This is a genomic window from Streptomyces sp. NPDC037083 (assembly GCF_055606485.1).
Window position 1 is genome coordinate 60,968 of record NZ_JBVJSQ010000014.1, and the last position, 16,038, is coordinate 77,005.

Genomic DNA, 16,038 nt, shown 5'->3' on the forward strand with positions numbered 1-16,038 from the left:
CGCGGAACAGTTCTGCAGCGACCTCTTCGTCCCGAACTCTCGACTGGGCGGATATCCGGGTCTGGTGGGCTGGTCGGGCGGCCATCGCCGTCGTCAGTGGCGTGGATTCTGCTGTCTGGCTGGACTGACGGGGCCACGACGGCGGTGAGCCCTCAGCTTGGGAAGCCGCCATCACTTGGGGCTCGCCTCGGCGTAAGGGCCCGGGAGCGTCATCCACATCGAAGCCGGCTACCGCTCGGACTGTGGCGGATGCAATGACGATCCCGTCTGACGACCGATGATGGCTGCGGCGAGTGCCAGTAGGGCTTCGACCTGTGCGGCCCGGGCACGGTCTTCATACGAGGCCAGCTTTCCAAGCTTCATCGATGCCAATAGATCGCTTGCGGCTTGGGAGTGTTGTTCGTAGCTGGCCATGCGGAGCTCCCCAGTGAATTGAGTCAGTCATGGGAGGGGAGACCGTACTACGTCGACTCTCGAGCCTGATTCCTTCCCGAGTTCTGGCAGCCCACTACCGCTCGGATGGCGCAGCCTCAATGGCCGAGGCGACCCGCTGTCAACGGTCATTGAGATGCCCAGGTGGGTGGTCGGTGAGTGTCGGGGCTGGTGGCCATCGGAAATCCATGCCTGTGGCCAGTGGTGTTCCTGGGGCGGGGGCAGTGCAAGGGGACCACGCCCTTGCCGGCGAGGGCCTCGGCGAGGCGGTGCGAGTCTCCGGTGGTGGTGACGAGGTGAGCGTGGTGCATGAGTCGGTCGGTGCCGGCTCCGGCGAGGGTCTTGGGCATGATCGTGTGGAAGCCTGAGGGGTGAATGTTGCTGGTCACCGCGATCGAGTGGCGTTCGTAGGCAGCGTCGATGAGGCGGTGGAACGCCTCGGTGGCGTCTCTCCGACGGGCAGCAGGCCGATGTCGTCCACGACGATCAAGTCCGCGCGGCAGATCCGGGCGACGGTGCGGGCGGTGGACCCGTCGACCTTGGACTTGCCGATCGCGGCGCTGAGGGTCTCCAGGCTGAACCAGGCCACCGTGAGGTCATTCTCGATCGCGGCCTGGGCCAAGCTCTCGGTGAAGTGGCTCTTGGCGGTGCCCGAGGGCCCGGCGATCACCAGGTTCTCGGCGCGGCCGATCCATTCCAGGGTGGCCAGGGAGTTCTGGGTTGGTTCGGGGATGGTGGAGTCCTCGGCCCGCCAGGAGGCCAGGGTCTTGCCGGTGGGGAAGTTCGCCGTGGTGCGTCGCAGTCGGCGGGTGGCGGCGTCCCGGCCGGTGACCTCCTCGGTGATCAGAAGCCGCAAGACCTCGGCGGGGTCCCAGCGCTGCGCGCGGGCGGTGGCCAGCACGTCGGGTGCGGCTTTGCGCATGCAGGGCAGGCGCATGCGGCGCATCAGCCTGTCGAGCTCCTCGGGCAGTGCCGGAGCCTGGGGCAACGTGGTCGAAAATTCCTTCGCGGGTCACGGAGGGCGCCGATAGGCTCGACGGGTGATCAATTTGGTGGTGCGTGGAGACAGCGGAAAGGCCGTGGCCCGCGCCGAGGCCGGTGTGGAATGGACCGTCGGCTTCCCGGATTTGAGCGCGGCGGAGTTCCCGATGCTGTGGGCCCTGACTCCATATGGGGACGCGGTCTTCAACCAGCGGCAGATGCCGCTGCTGCTGGCCGAGCTCGACCGGCTTCCCGCTCCCTGCGGTGGCGAATGGGTCGGGCAGGCCCGCGAGTTGTGCCAGGTCGTCGAGCGCGGGACACACCTGTACCTGTGGTTCGTCGGCGACTGACCGCGGTCAGTCTTCCGTCAATTTCCTTGTTGCCGTTGATTGTTGGACCAGGGCCTGCCAGGCGATGGTGCCGCTCTGAACGGAGTGGGCCTTCGTTCGCGCGTACGACCTCTGCAGTCGGTTTGCTGGCCGCGAGATGCTCCAGGATGGAGAGCAGGTCGTCGTCGGCGAAGCGTCCGGTGGTGGCCGCCAGCCCGAGGGCCTGGTCGACCTGGTCGGAGCCGATGACAGTCGCGAGCTCGACGGCGCGGGCCACCTTGGCGCGGATGCGGACCGCGCCGGCGGGCCCGGCCTCTTTGAGCCAGCGACCGGCTCCCGGGCCGATGCCCACGAACGCGATCTCCGCTTCCGAGCGGGGTTGCAGGCGGGGCTGGTGGACGCTGCGGCCGTCGGGGTGGTCGGGATAGTGCGCGTCGATGATCTGCGGCCCCCCCGGGGTGGAGAGCCGGTGGCGCCAGATCTCCGACAGGTCACCGGAGTGGGTGTGTGCGGTGATGGACAGTTCCTCGCCGACCACCCGGCACCACACCCGGGCGCCGGTGTAGCCGGGCGGGGCGCCCCGCCAATCCGGCGCAACGTGGTGTCCAGGCAGGCGACCAGGGTGCCCAGAGTGCGGTCCCAGACCGGGATCACCACCCGGAACCTGGACCATGACAGCCATGCGCAGAACAACCACGTCCGCCGCCCGCCGATGCGCGGGCCCGCGCCCCAGTCGAACTGCAGCCACCGCCCCGGCTCAGGGATCCACGGACGGTAGGTCCGCCGTTTGCCCGCCTTCCATGCGGTCTTCGCCGCGTTCACCGCCCGCCGGGTCGAGCGCGGGCTGCCCCGGTAGCCCATCTCCACCAGCTTCTCGTGAACAACATCGGCGCGGATCGTCGCCCTGGACTGCTCGACCCACTCCTCGGTCTTCTCCAGGAAGGCATCAATCTGCGGCTCGCGTTGTCACGGCAGTACGGCGCCGTCCAGGGGTTCGGGGTTTCAGGCCCGCTGTTCCCCCGTGAGACCGCGCGGCGCACCCGTCATATGGGCACGCACAGAGCACGGCCGAGGGCTTCCGTGGTCGACTGCTCAACTCAGTTGACCGCAGGAGCCGCAGTTGCTCTACTGCGATGCCGGACCGGGGAGGACGTGTGGCAGAACTGCCGGACAGCGTAGATCGCGACATTCTGGAGGGGCGCACCATCCTCGCAGTGAAGGCGATTCGTGAGGCACGAGGATGCCAGCTCCGCGAAGCGGTTGATCTTTACCATCAGCGCTACGGAGAGCTTCATCCTGAGCCGAACTCAGCCCAGGAAGCTCCCCGGCCCCGCGTGCTGCGGTTCGAGCGGGATGGCTCTTTGGTTGTGTTCGAGGGACGGCAAGACGGTAAGCAGCTGAAGAAGTGAAGGGCCGGATCTCTGACTTGCGTCCATAAAAACGACCACCGCTGTGAACTGTGGCTTAGCTGCCGCTGGTTGTCAGCGTTGGTCGTCGTTGAGCATCCTCCGCCGGCCCATGCACGGCCCGTGCACGGCCCAGCCGGGTTGCTCTGCCCCCTTCGCGGGGGCGGACGCACGCTTTCCAACTGTGTTGGTGGTCCCAGGTGCGTTGGCCGGGGCGGTTCACCTGCGTTCATGGACGGCCGGTCGTGGCTACCGGCTTCGGTCCGGTCTGCACGACCGTGAACGGCGCTGAATGAGACGGAAACTGAGACGGGCGCGCGCTCGCAGCGTCAGGGCCTGAGCCGGTTCTGCTGAGGGCCGAAGCAGACCAGCCCCATCGAGCTGCAAGGGCCGCCGCGTAGGTGGAGGCCTCCTCAGCCATGCTCCAGCGCATCGGGAAGTAGACGAGCGGGCCGCATGCCTCTCCAATCAACGGCCCAGTCGACCAGGGGGAGGCGTCCTCCTCGTCCTCGGTCAGGTCACACCACCGCTCCAGGAGGTCGGCGACGTAGGCTGCTATGCGCTCGGTCGGCGGATGTTCAACATCCGTGTCGACGTAGTGCTCATAGAGCTCCGTGAACGCTCGCGTGGCCGCCTTTTCTTCCGCAGGGCGTTCGCCCTCCCACACAGCCAGGTCGTAGCTCATCCCCGGAGGCTCGCACGCTGCACTGACAAGTTGGCCTTGATCTCAGCGTAGGGCGCCCTCAACTTGGGAAGCTGAGTCGTTACATCGTCGATTCGGTCCCTGAGCTGGGCGAACGGCCGCTTCGCGGTCTCGGTCAGCGCCGTCGCTGTCACCCTAGTTCCCTGCTGTTCCCCGCCATATCTGGTGCGCTTGTGGTGCGTCAGGAACTCTGGACGTCACGCCGCAGTAGGTGATCTTGATCGCGCACCAGGTGTGTTTGACCGCGCCGCAGCCGGTGGATACGCGCACCTCTAGGCATTGGTCGACGGCGCGGGTTCCCGACGATGCTCCAGCCATGTGCGGCTGAGGTCGCCCCAGATCGCCTGATACTGGCCAAAGATCTCGTTCAGCTGATCGAACGTGAGCTCGTCGGCGGCCGTCGACGCCACGAGGTATTCGAGGTCATCGGCAAGTCGCTGGAACCGGTACTGCGCTTCCTCCATCAGAACCCACCGGGAGCGCCAGTTGAAGAACGGTTCGACGGCTCCCAGCAACGTCACCAGCGCCACACACGCCAAGGCCAGACCAGCCCACGCGTTGAGGTTCTGCAGGCCCAGGATGACGGTGGACGCAGCGGACAGTACAAGCGTCGCCACCTTCGTGACGGCGGCACTTCGACTGAACCGCTTCTTCTTGCCGCGGGCGTAGCCGTTGCCCTGACGAATCTTGTCCAACAGGAGGGCGGCTGCCTCCCTCGGGCTGAGACCAACGTTCAGGCCACTGTCCGGCTGCACTCCGCCCCCAAGCTCTGTCGCCACCTCGCAGCTCTCGCTGCCCTGGCAATCGCGCGCCTAGCGTAGCCGCTCGAGGCTCCTGCAACGAAAGGTGATCTGGCGGTCTAAGTGGCTCTGACCTTGTACTTCTGAGTCAGGATGGCAGACGTGCGTGGGCGTCCGCCGTTGTACGTCTGCGTTGTCACTCAATTAGACACTCGCTCAACGGTCGATGCCCGACAGGTGCGTTGTCAGTGCTTGCGCCTATGGTCTCAAGCGCGCGGTCGGCTTCCGGGGGTTCCAGCTCTGAAGGGATGGCTTCATCCCCGGCCTGTCTGGGGGCGGCTCGGAGACTCGTCCGGGACCTAACCGACGGCCGGGCTTCGTCGATGGCCACGAGGTGACCTGCCAGCGCCGGCCGCGCACCCCTCTCCCGGGGGCGGACGCACCCGTTCCAACTGTGGTGGTGCGGTGGTGGGCGTCGTCCCCCGGCGTTCACCTGCGTTCATGGCGGTCGGCCACCGGGGCGGGGCGGCTCCTGGGTCTCGTCTGAACGGCGGTAACGGCACTAGATGAGAGGGAAACCGAGGCGGAGCGGGACGACCCTCACGCCCCTGTGGTGTCGGTCCCTCGTGCCATCATCTTCGTGTGTTCATGATCCCCGGATATGAAGGCGGCCCTCTGGTCGAGGGCGGTGCCTACCTTGACGATCCGTTGTTCTGGCCCGTGCACCTCGGCACCTGTTTGCGCGGCGAGGACGCGCAACGAGCCGCATTCGGAGCTGACTGGGACGCGGCCATGGAGCTCTACAGCGTGCTCTCCGCCGAGCAGGAGTGGCCGATGTTCAGCGTGCCCCTCCGCTCCGGCCACACCATCTATGTCGTCTACCGCAACTTCGACGGGGACCGAGGGGTGGACTACCTGATACATCACCCGACTTGGCGGGCCGCGGAAACCCTCGCTGTGGATGACGGTCACTTCATGGGCCCTGGCATGGCCTGGCCGGAGTTGCTGTCTGCTGCTCGACAACCGTCGACAAAGGGCGTTGACGACCCCGACGCCCGTCTCCTGCTGCTCTTCCCCACACTCGGCGACGCGCGACTTCCCGACGACGCAACCCTGGCCCTCGCCACCGCGCTCAGCACTCTCACCTCGATCGAAGAGCCCGCCAACGTGGCAGGCATGCTCCTCGAGAACCAGGGCCAATGGGCTCCTGCTCACTGGAGGATGGCGGACGGCGTCTGCGTCAACGACGGCGGTCACTCGTACCGCAATCCCGGCAACGCCTTCGCTCTGCCCGAGGGCCGCCTTCTGGAGATCAGTAAGGCACTGAACGGCGGAGAAGCGACGGATCACCAGACACCCGGCTGAAACGATAGACGTGCCGTTGGCGAAGGCAGGTTCCCAGATCACGGTACGGATGATCTGCCTGGGGCCGGGTGACGCGAAGGTGACCGACGGATCCGGCGATTCCGTCCTGGAGGTGGCCGGCTGCAATGCCACGGCGGCGTACACGACGGGATTCACCTCAGTGAAGAGCGACCGCGTGATGCGGCTCTCGGTGCAGCCTTCTGTGTCGTGGCGGGTGTTGGTCTGGGGGTAGCCAGGCGGCCGCCCACCAGGAGCGAGCCGATGCGGTGCCGGCAGGTGACCCTGCCGGCACCGCATCCGTCGACTGGGTGGGTCGTTCCCCCGGCGTCGCCGGCAGGGTCACTTGCCGTCTGTCGGCCCTCGCAGAACTTCGATCACGCTCGCGTAGCTGTCTGATCCGTGGCCGGCGGCCTTCGTCCGTTGCATGGCGGATTTCAGGAGCTCGGGCAGAGCGTTGTCGATGCCGCGGGCTGCTGCGGCGTGGATGAGATGGTCGATGGCCGCGATCTGCACGTCGACGGTGGCGTCGTCACCCGGGTAGCGGCCGGCGTCCACTTGGGGCGCGTAAGTGGTGAGGAATCCTGCCACGGCGGTCAGCCAGCGGATGGCGATCGGAGTGAAGGCCACGGCCGGTGTCTTCTCCGCGCCGACGAGCGCGGTGCCGTGCAGCCAGCCCGTCATGGTGGACCACATCAGGCCGAGCAGCGCGGCGTCGTAGAGGGAGGCAAGGCCCGGGTCGGATCCGAGGTGCAGGGGATCGCCCAGGGTCGCCAACGTCGGACCATGGTCTTCGAAGGCGGCTTGGGAACCGCTGTAGAGGAACATCATCTCTGAGTTGCCGACTCCCGGCGGGGTCGTCATGATCGCGCCGTCGAGGTAGTCGGCGGAGTGTGAACGGGCCCACGCGGCGGCTCCGTGGGCCTGCTCGGGGGAACCTGACGTCAGGTTGACCAGGACCTTGCCCTCGAGGGAGGCCGCGACGGGGTCGAGGACGGCGTGCAGCACCTGGTAGTCCAGCACGCAAGCGATGACCAGCGGGCTCGCTGTGATCGCCTCCTCGGGTGACGAGGCCAGATGTGCGCCCCGGTCGACCAGCGCCTGGGCCTTGTGCGCCGAGCGGTTCCACACGGTGGTGTTGTAGCCCCGTTTCAACAGTGCAGTGGCCAGGGCTGAGCCCATGGAGCCCAGACCGAGGACGGTTACTGCCGGGCGATCAGAATGCATGCCACAACTCCCTGTTGCGTCCGCCTGTGGCGGCGGTCGGTCACGTAGGAATCAAGATCGCAGCAGGTCGTGATCGGAGACAGTGACAGCGGTGTCGGTAACCACCAAATACCTGCCATAACCTTCGAGGCATGAAGCCTGGTTCCGTGGCCGTGGTCGTGACCGAGAACATCGGAGTCCCCTCCTGGGATCTGTACGAGTTGAGCATTCCCTGCACGGTGTTCGGGCCGCAGCCAGGCCTCGCCGACTCCTGGTACGACCTCCGGCTGTGCAGTACGGGCCTGCGCCATCAGGACGGTTCTCCGGCCGGAGCCGGGCTGTCACTGTCAACTCGGTACAGCCTGGACGACCTTGCCGGCGCCGACACGGTCATCGTTCCCTCGGTGCCCGACCCCTGTGTGGACGAGGGCGCACCACTGCCCCAGGCACTGATCACCGCGCTGCGCCACGCCTACGAAGGAGGCGCCCGCATGGTCTCCTTGTGCACAGGGGCCTTCGCACTCGCCGAAGCGGGGTTGCTCGATGGCCGACGCGCCACCGCGCACTGGATGCACACCGCTCAACTGGCCGAGCGATACCCGAAGGTGCAAGTCGACGACTCCGTGCTCTACGTGGACGACGGAGATGTGCTCACCAGCGCCGGACTGGCTGCCGGCCTCGATCTCTGCCTTCACCTCGTACGCCGAGACCTCGGCGCGCACGTCGCCAATCAGCTGGCCCGCCGGATGGTGGTGCCCGCTCACCGATCCGGCGGCCAAGCGCAGTTCATCGACCTGTCCGTGCCCAGCACCGACGACGAGAGCCTGCAACCCGTCCTGGCCTGGGCCCGTGCCAACCTGGAGCATCCCCTGACGGTCGAGGGCCTGGCACAGCGCGCAGCGATGAGCCCGCGAACCTTCCACCGACGACTACAGGCAGCCACCGGCACGACACCGCTTCAGTGGCTCCTCAACCAGCGCCTGGCACGTGCCCAAAGCCTGCTGGAGACAACAGACCTGCCCATCGAGAAGGTCGGGGAGCTGAGCGGGCTCGGCACCGCGAACAACCTCCGTTACCACTTTCTCAAACAGGTGGGGGTGTCGCCCGGCGCCTATCGCCGCGCTTTTCCTCGGACGATGCCCGAGTCGTCCTCCTCTCGTGGCCCGTGGGAGCGGCGATGCAGCGTGTTGGGCGAGGACCACCCGGACACCCGGCGCTCAGCGCGGGCACTCGCGGATGTGCCCACACCCGCGGACGGTTGCCGGTAAGCGGATCATGCGGCGGGTTGAAACGCGCTGGACCGGTCATCGATCCACTGGTCATGCACGCTCACCGACGTCGATGGTGGAGCCGGGGTACCGGGCTGGGGGTAGCGTTCCGTCATGACGTCAGCGCTGACCCGGTTTCCGCCGTATCCGATCCGTGGCGTCCGCGTGCGGCACCAGAAGCAGAACTGCGCGCCACATTTCGCGGAGATAGAGGTGGATTTCGAGCCCGCGGCCGAGGGCTTCGCCTTCGAGCCGGCCCAGGGGCTGACGGTGGTTTATGAACCGGCCGAGGACCTGCCACGCTTCTTCGCTGCTGTTGCCGTGGGGATCGAGGAGCGGCTGAGCGCACCCGAGCACGGAGTTGTGGTCGCCACTCGAGTGGTGTTGCGGGGTGCCCGCGCCGATGCTTTCGGCTCTCACGAACTGGCGTTCAGAATCGCGGGCCATCTCGCCGCCGGCAAGGCTCTGGAGTGCGCGGCAGGCTCGTGGCGCGCGGAGGCAGGACGCTGACGCCGGCGCCGGAGCCGGGGTCCAGGACGTGCTCGCCTGTATGCAGGTCGGCGACAGCGGTGAGTGGCGCCAGTGTGATGAAGTGGTGGCGGCGCAAGCCCGCACGGCCAGTGGGGACTCGACCTCGACCTCGCGCGCGTTCGGCAGGAGTTGAGCGTTACGCCGGCGGCTGGGTGAGTTTGGCGGCCACGGCGTCGAGGACCCAGTCCAAGCCCGTCGCGAAGGATGTCTCGGCGTCCACGTCCGTGCCGTCGTACACGGCCTTGGCCAGTGCCGGGAAGCGGCCGGTTGCCAAGATTCTCGTCACATGCGGGCCGGAGGCCCGCTGCCAGTCGCGCTTGGACAGGCCCGTGGCGCGCTCGGCGCGCACGTTCGCGATCTCGCGCCTGATCGCGCCGATGAAGTAGGAGCTGACAGTCTCCACGGCGCGCATGACGGTGTCGACATCGGCGAGGCCGTCGAGGGCGGACAGCGTGGCCTCGGTCACGGCGAGGCCGTTCGGGCCCAGGGCCGGGCGACCGCCGAGCAGGTCGGCCAGCCATTCGTGGCGGAGAGCGGCCTGCCTGGTCCGCTGGGCTAGGACGCGCAACGCCTCCCGCCAGTCACCGGGCTGCTCCTCGGGGAGAATCTCGGCCTGGACCTCGTCCACCATGAGGTCGAACAGCTCCTCCTTGGTGGAGATGTATCTGTACAGCCGCATCGGGCCGGCGTCCAGGCGGGCGGCGACCTTGCGCACGGACACCGCCTCCAGCCCGCCCTCGTCGGCCAGCGCGATGGCGGCGGCGACGATCCGCTCCCGGTCGAGCGGCACGGGTTGAGTCGGCGGCTCCGGCCGGTCCCACACAGTCATGGTCACACCGTACGTTGCGATGCATCGTAAAGAAGCAATACAGTGTATCGGCATGAGACAGCGCATCGCAGTGGTCGGGGGCGGACCTGCCGGCCTTACCTTCGCCCGTGTCCTGCACCGCCATGACCATCCCGTCACCGTCCTCGAACGCGATCCCGCGCCGGACGCCCGCCCTCCGGGCGGCACGCTGGACCTGCACGAAGGGCTGGGCCAGCTCGCACTGGACAAGGCGGGGCTGCTGGCGGAGTTCCAGCGGCTGTCCCGTCCCGAGGGACAGGCCATGCGCATCCTGGACACGGCCGGGACCGTTCTGCGCGACTGGCGACCCGGTCCGGACGACCGGGCCAATCCCGAGATCGACCGGGGGCAACTCCGTGACCTGCTGCTCGGCCCTCTCGACGTCCAGTGGGGGCGGGGCGTGACACAGGTGGTGCCGGGGGCCCGGGACGGCGCACTGGTCCGTTTCGCGGACGGGCGACAGGAGACGTTCGACCTCGTGGTCGGCGCGGACGGCGCCTGGTCCCGGATCCGCCCGGCAGTCTCGCCGGTGACGCCGCACTACACCGGCGTCACCTCGGTCGAGACCTCACTGGACGACGTGGACACCCGCCACCCTGACCTCGCCCGATTGATCGGCGACGGTTCCGTGGCTGTGTATGGCGTGAACCGGAGCCTCGTCGCCCAACGCAACAGCGGCGGCCACGTGAAGGTGTACACCAAATTCCGCGCGCCGCTGGACTGGCACACGAACCTGGACCTGGACGACGTCGAGTCCGTGCGATCGGGCCTGCTGGCTCTGTTCGACGGCTGGGCCGCTCCCCTCCTCGACCTCCTCCGCCACGGCACACCTTTCGTCCACCGCCCCTTGTACGTCCTGCCCGTGTCCCACACCTGGGCCCACGTCCCCGGGGTGACGCTGCTGGGCGACGCCGCCCATCTGATGCCCCCGCTGGGGGTCGGTGCGAACCTCGCGATGCTGGAAGGCGCGGAACTCGCCGAGTCCATCGCCACCGGCGCCGGAGACCTGGATGAGGCCGTCCGCGCCTTCGAGGAACAGATGTGGGCACGGGCCGGCAGGTGGGCGGAGATCACTACGGCCGGTCTGGAACGCCTCGTGAGTCCGGACCCCGCCGAAGCCCTCGCCCTCTTCGACCAAGTCCAGCCGTCCTGACTGCCCGGCGCGAGAGGACCAGAACCAACAGCTCGCTCGCCACCACCCCTTCGCGGGTCAGTACGGCCCCCCCGCGGTCCCTTCCGGCGACAGCACTGTCGGACGAACGGACGGACGCCTGCGCCGAACGCATCCTTCAGCCTGCTACCGCCGCATTGTTCCCGAAGCGCCGGGGAATTGATGAACTGGTCGTCAGAAGATCCTGGACGGTAGGGTTCCGGGTTTGCGCGCGACTCGCATCGGCCGCATGGTGGAAGTAAGGCGACTGCGACCGACCGGCGGGCGCGCTCCTTGACCGGCCTCCATTCTCCCGAGGAGGCGCGATGGTTGCCCTGTCCCCTGTGCGTTTCCGTAAGCGCAACGATGAGATCAAGGCCGTTCAAGCCGCACTCATCGCAATCGGAGTGCGCACACCCGCGGGCGCCACCGGATTCTTCGGCGAGCAGACGAGAGCGGCCTACGCGAAAGGGCGGCGCCCGCTGGGATTTACCGGCCCGGCTGCCGATGGAATCCCCGACTGCTCGTCACTGGCCAGAATCGGAGCCGGAGCCGTATGCGTTGTGGACGAGTCGTCCTGCAACCCGAGCGCGGTGAACAGGGGCGACGCGAACGGGACAGGCCCGGTCCAGTCGGACGGTGCAAAGCTCAACTGTTTCACACGGCTACGCCCAGGTGATTCGCGGACGTTCGCCGAGAACCACCAGGCGGGCACGACTGACCGGATCTACGACCCGGTGGCGAACAGCGCGTGGCGGCGACCGACTGAGTCTGGCGCCACTGCCGTGACATCTTGCGCGTTCAACAGGCCAATCCGCATCGTGATCCGGCTCCTTACTGAAAGGAGAGGGCCATGCCTGTGGCTCCATTCCCAGGAGCGAAATTCTTCCACAAGGGACAACGCAGTCCCCTGATCGCTTCGATGGGCAAACGCCTGGTGAAGGAAGGGTGCGGAAAATACCGGTCAGGCCCGGGTCCCGAGTGGACCGAGGTCGACCAACAGTCGTACGCGGCCTGGCAGCGGAAAATCGGATTCGAGGGGCCCGAAGCCAACGGCATTCCGGGTAGGACCTCCTGGGACCGGCTCCGCGTCCCGACAGCAGCGCCTGCTCCCGGTGGCCACGTCGCATCTCCCGTACCGGGGCACCACGTCACGACCGCATACCGAGCAAAAGGGCCTCACTGGAGCCTGGGCTACCACACCGGCGCGGACTACGCCGCTCCGAACGGCACACCATGTGTTGCCGTGCTCAGCGGGTCCATAGCCCGCAGCGGGCAGGACCCCAGCTTCGGCAACTACCTCGTGCTGCGCGCTGGTGGATCCGACTACTGGTACTGCCACCTCTCCGAACAGACCGTGAAACACGGTTCGGTCAAGGCCGGCCAGAAGATCGGGGAGGTTGGCTCCACCGGGAACGCCACCGGCCCGCATCTCCACTTCGAGAAGCGTCCGGCCGGCGGCGGCTTCGGACACGACGTGAGACCCGTCTGGTAACCGTCGCCTCCCTGATGCGGGCTCACCCGACGCTCTCGCTCGCGGACGCGGTGAAGCAGCAGGCCGACGCACAAGCCCAACGCGCTTCAGTACGCCACACTACGTCGATGCTCACGCTCTGCGGCCAGTTGTGCGGCTGCCTGTCCTGCCTCGGCCGCGCGGTGCGGGGAGTTCCAGGCGAGCGCTACGCGTTCGGCCAGCGCGTAGTTGTCGGCCGCGGCCCGGTGATCCCCCAGCAACCGTTGGAGATCGGCGAGGGCATGAGCCAGCGGGCGGGTCGCGTAGGCGGCGCCGGCCGTCCCGGCGAACTGATCGCGGACGGGGCGCAGATGCTCGATCAGCATGGCCGCCGCGCCCGTGTCGCCGAGCAGGACCGCGAGTTCGGAGCGGTAGTCCAGCTCGACGCCGTAGAGGTGGTCGGTCACGGGTCGCGGTGGGAGGGACACCGCTGCCGCCTCCTCAAGCCGTCCCAGGTGGGCCAGGACGAGGGCGTGCGCCACCGCGACGGGAGCGCCGATCGCCGCGTACAGGTCGCGGACGACCGGTTCGATGTCGGCGGCCCGCCCCTGGGCCAGACGGATGGTGATCAGGCCCAGCGTGCGCGGGCCCGTGGCGTGATGCGCCTTGACGCGCTGCAACAGGGTGTCGGCGCCGGCGTAGAGGGCCTCCGCCTCGTCGAAGCGGCCGGCGACGGTGGCGAGCATGGCTGAGGTCGCGGCAGCGATGCCCTGTGCCCACAGCATGCGGTAGCGGCGCGCCAGTTCCAGGGCTCTGGCGTTGTGCTGACGCAGGCCGTCCGGGTCGTTGCGGGTCGCGGCCGTCATGCCGTCGAGGTGCTCGCACACCCAGCGGTACGCCGGTAGGTCGTGTGTCTGCGCCAACTGCCGCAGTTCGGTGACGAGCGGGGCACGGACGGTGCCCTGTGTCTCGTGGGGCAGCAGCTTGGCGGAGGTCATCAACGCCGAGGCCAGCAGGCGGGGTTCGCCGGCGGCTCGGGCCAGCGCCAGCTGTGCGTGCGCTGCTTCGACGGCTCGCGGCGCTTCCTCGGCGGCCACGGCGTCGACGAGGACCTGCAGGACTCGGGCGCGCGTCGCGTCGTCCAGCGTGCGGTCGTCGGCGAGACGTTCCAGACGGGTCAGCGCGGTGCGGTCGAAGAAGCCCTCCAGTCGGCTGCGCCAGGGGGAGGGCTCGGTCCAGGCGCCGTAGACAGCTGCGACCAGATCGTCCCGGCCGGCCCGCACTGCGAGGTCGACCGCTTGCTGCCGGGTGCGCCGGGCGGCGTCCGTGGACCCGGCCCGCACCTGTGCTCCGAGCAGTCGCACCAAGAGGGCCACCGTGTCGTCGGGGTCGGCGTCGCAGTCGTTCACGGCCGCCTGGTGGGTCTCGAGGGCTTGTTCGATGAGTTCGACGGCGACGTCGTGTGCGTACCGTCGCTCGGCCAGCTCCGCCGCGCGCAGGGCGTAGTCGACGGCCAGGGGAGCGTTGGCGGTCCTGCCGGAGCGGGCGAAGTGGAATGCGAGGGCCGCCAGATCTGTCGGGCGGTGGTGGCGCAGTCCCTGCGCGATGCGGTCGTGGAGACGGGCTCGGCGCACCTTGGACAGGTCGCTGTACACGGTGTCTCGGACCAGTGCGTGCACGAAGCGGACCCGCCCCAGGCCGGGCTCGGTCAGAAGGCCGGCGGCCACCGCGGCGTCGAGTCCTTCCAGCACCACGTCCTCGTCGGTGTCGGCCACGTCGACGAGGAGGGCGACCTCCGTCTCCAGCCCTGCGACGGCCGCCGACCGCACCGCTGAGCGGGCCGGGGCGGGCAGCAGCGCCAGACGCCTGCGCAGCACGTCGCGTACGCCCTGCGGGACTTCGGACACCGCCACCAGGGCGCCCTCGCTGACCAGCAGGCGCGCGCTTTCGAGCACGTAGAACGGATTGCCGCCGGTGCGTTCTGCGAGGGCCGTCACGATGGCCTCGTCGACGGGCTCTCCGCAGACGGCGGCGACCACGGTGGCGACATCCTGCGGCGAGAGGCCCCCGAGCGCGATGCGCCGGGGTGCACGCGGGGCGAGGTGGGCGAGGGTCTTGATCAGGTCCGCGCCCACCTCGGCCGGGCGGTAACTGGCGACGGTGAAGAGGGGGACGCCGGTGATCTGCGCGGCCGCCTCGAGGAGGGCCAGGGTCTCGCCGTCGGCGCGGTGCAGGTCCTCCAGGAGGATGGCGAGGGGGCGTGCGGTGGCTGCGGCCCGCAGCCAGGCGGCGAAGGCGCGGTGCATGCGGAAGCGTCCTGCGGCGGCGGCATCGCGTGTCATGGTCGATGCGGTGATCGGTTCGTGCAGCAGGGCGGCCAGTTCTTCGGGGTGCGCCGACGGCGCGGTACGGGTGAGGGCGCCGAGCGCCTCCCCCCAGGCCCAGGCGGGCGGCGCCCCCTCGTACTCGGGGCAGGAGCCGACCACCACCGTCCATCCTGCCGTCTCCAGCCGCTCCACGAGTCGGGCGAGCAGTGCGGACTTCCCCGCTCCGGCCTCGCCGGTGACCAGCACCACGCCGCCCGTGCGTCGCGCCGCCCGTGCGGCGGCCTCCACGGCCCCCAGTTCGGCCTCCCTGCCGACGAAGAGTCCGGCCTGGTCCACGTGTTCGGTCTCGAACTCGTGGACGGGCACCGGGTCCGGCGCGGCGATCGCGACCGTGTGGTCCGGCACGACCTCCCGTAGGACGTCGAGCCGCCGGCTCAGGACGGCGTGTTCCAGCTCGGTCAGGGCCGGCCCGGGATCGCAGCCGAGCTCCTCCCGCAGCACCGCACTGGCGCGACGCAGCGTGGACAGGGCGTCGCCCTGGCGGCCGCATGCCCACTGGGCCAGAGTGAGCAGACGCCAGCCCTCTTCCCGCAGGGGGCTCTGCCGCACCAGGATCTCGGCCGCCAGCACCGCTTCGGCCGCGTGGCCCGTGCGGAGGTCCGCCGTCACCGCCATTTCGCGGGCCTGGGCGCGCAGTTCGGTCAGCCGGGCCACCTCGGACGCGGCCCACGACTCGTCCCCGTGCTCCAGGAAGGCCGGACCATGCCACCATCCGAGCGCTTCGGCGAGCAGTTCTCGCGCTGTGTCGGGCGGGGAGCTCCGGGCCCGGGACACCTGGGCCTCGAACCGCCAGGCGTCCACCGCCTCGGTGGGCAGCCGCACGGCATAGCCCGGCGGTGACGTGACCAGGACGGCCGCGGGAGTGCGCGGGAGCCGCTCGGGCTCCAGCAGGCGGCGAAGATTCGACACATAGGCGTGCAGCGACGCGGTGGCCTTGGCCGGGGGTATCCCGCGCCACAGCTCGTCGACGATGCGGTCGACGGGAACCACCCCTTGGCGCGCGGCGAGCAGCAGGGCGAGGACGGTCCGCTGCCGCGGCGCCCCCAGTTCGACCGGGCGCCCCCCGACCTCGGCGCCCAGACAGCCCAGAACACGTATGCGCAGCACGACGCGCGAATCTACCCGAGCGGCGGTATCAGGCCGTCAACAGACGCTGAACGACCCCGGTCGAGCGGTCGCCGAGCCGGCCGCCAAGTCGGGCGCCAAGCCGATGCCAAGTCGGCCGGAGAACAGTGAGCGCGTC

At 68.8% G+C, this 16,038-nt stretch carries 13 protein-coding genes and 2 pseudogenes; 7 read left to right on the plus strand and 8 right to left on the minus strand.

From position 1 onward, the window contains the following. Positions 1-228: 228 nt before the first annotated feature. On the minus strand, positions 229-414 hold the full coding sequence (locus tag ACZ7DE_RS31595; RefSeq protein WP_470767185.1) for a hypothetical protein: 186 nt from the start codon (positions 412-414) through the stop codon (positions 229-231). A gap of 245 nt (positions 415-659) precedes the next feature. Continuing rightward, positions 660-1,420: pseudogene (locus ACZ7DE_RS31600) on the minus strand (ATP-binding protein); the annotation flags it as partial. Between the two features lie 52 nt (positions 1,421-1,472). Here ACZ7DE_RS31600 and ACZ7DE_RS31605 point away from each other — a divergent pair. Next, entirely contained in the window at positions 1,473-1,763 is a 291-nt protein-coding gene (locus ACZ7DE_RS31605; protein WP_470767187.1) for a hypothetical protein, read from the plus strand. Between the two features lie 552 nt (positions 1,764-2,315). Here the strand turns inward: ACZ7DE_RS31605 and ACZ7DE_RS31610 are convergent. Next, positions 2,316-2,690, minus strand: a pseudogene (locus ACZ7DE_RS31610) (IS21 family transposase); the annotation flags it as partial. A gap of 206 nt (positions 2,691-2,896) precedes the next feature. Between ACZ7DE_RS31610 and ACZ7DE_RS31615 the strand changes: the two are divergent. After that, the gene (locus tag ACZ7DE_RS31615; protein ID WP_470767189.1) at positions 2,897-3,151 is read left to right on the plus strand and encodes a hypothetical protein; all 255 of its coding nucleotides are present in this window, start codon (positions 2,897-2,899) and stop codon (positions 3,149-3,151) included. A gap of 226 nt (positions 3,152-3,377) precedes the next feature. Here ACZ7DE_RS31615 and ACZ7DE_RS31620 read toward each other — a convergent pair whose 3' ends face one another. Together ACZ7DE_RS31620 and ACZ7DE_RS31625 are read right to left on the minus strand one after the other, a co-directional pair. Beyond that, positions 3,378-3,833: a hypothetical protein gene (locus tag ACZ7DE_RS31620; RefSeq protein ID WP_470767191.1), complete on the minus strand. Its 456-nt coding sequence runs from the start codon at positions 3,831-3,833 to the stop codon at positions 3,378-3,380. Positions 3,834-4,123: 290 nt separating this feature from the next. Further along, complete coding sequence (locus tag ACZ7DE_RS31625) at positions 4,124-4,546, minus strand: DUF4231 domain-containing protein (RefSeq protein WP_470767193.1); 423 nt, start codon at positions 4,544-4,546, stop codon at positions 4,124-4,126. A gap of 693 nt (positions 4,547-5,239) precedes the next feature. Here ACZ7DE_RS31625 and ACZ7DE_RS31630 point away from each other — a divergent pair. Further along, positions 5,240-5,956 (plus strand): hypothetical protein, encoded by a 717-nt coding sequence (locus ACZ7DE_RS31630; protein WP_470767572.1) that lies wholly within the window; start codon positions 5,240-5,242, stop codon positions 5,954-5,956. 339 nt (positions 5,957-6,295) lie between these two features. Here ACZ7DE_RS31630 and ACZ7DE_RS31635 read toward each other — a convergent pair whose 3' ends face one another. Then, complete coding sequence (locus ACZ7DE_RS31635; protein WP_470767196.1) at positions 6,296-7,180, minus strand: NAD(P)-dependent oxidoreductase; 885 nt, start codon at positions 7,178-7,180, stop codon at positions 6,296-6,298. A 152-nt stretch (positions 7,181-7,332) separates the two neighbouring features. Between ACZ7DE_RS31635 and ACZ7DE_RS31640 the strand changes: the two genes are divergently transcribed. Together ACZ7DE_RS31640 and ACZ7DE_RS31645 are read left to right on the plus strand one after the other, a co-directional pair. Continuing rightward, entirely contained in the window at positions 7,333-8,427 is a 1,095-nt protein-coding gene (locus tag ACZ7DE_RS31640; protein WP_470767574.1) for a GlxA family transcriptional regulator, read from the plus strand. A gap of 114 nt (positions 8,428-8,541) precedes the next feature. Next, a complete protein-coding gene (locus ACZ7DE_RS31645) occupies positions 8,542-8,937 on the plus strand; it encodes a hypothetical protein (protein WP_470767197.1) in 396 nt (131 codons plus the stop codon). A gap of 157 nt (positions 8,938-9,094) precedes the next feature. Here the strand turns inward: ACZ7DE_RS31645 and ACZ7DE_RS31650 are convergent, their stop codons facing one another. Continuing rightward, the gene (locus ACZ7DE_RS31650; RefSeq protein ID WP_470767198.1) at positions 9,095-9,787 is read right to left on the minus strand and encodes a TetR/AcrR family transcriptional regulator; all 693 of its coding nucleotides are present in this window, start codon (positions 9,785-9,787) and stop codon (positions 9,095-9,097) included. Between the two features lie 52 nt (positions 9,788-9,839). On the opposite strand from ACZ7DE_RS31650, the gene ACZ7DE_RS31655 reads away from it, so the two are divergent. Beyond that, positions 9,840-10,958, plus strand: a complete 1,119-nt coding sequence (locus ACZ7DE_RS31655) for an FAD-dependent oxidoreductase (protein WP_470767200.1) — start codon at positions 9,840-9,842, stop codon at positions 10,956-10,958. A gap of 850 nt (positions 10,959-11,808) precedes the next feature. Further along, positions 11,809-12,450, plus strand: coding sequence for a peptidoglycan-binding protein (locus ACZ7DE_RS31660; protein WP_470767202.1), 642 nt, complete (start codon positions 11,809-11,811; stop codon positions 12,448-12,450). An 86-nt stretch (positions 12,451-12,536) separates the two neighbouring features. Here the strand turns inward: ACZ7DE_RS31660 and ACZ7DE_RS31665 are convergent, their stop codons facing one another. After that, positions 12,537-15,902 carry a BTAD domain-containing putative transcriptional regulator gene (locus ACZ7DE_RS31665; protein ID WP_470767204.1) on the minus strand — a complete coding sequence of 1,122 codons (3,366 nt, stop codon included), beginning with the start codon at positions 15,900-15,902 and terminating at the stop codon, positions 12,537-12,539. Positions 15,903-16,038 lie beyond the last annotated feature (136 nt).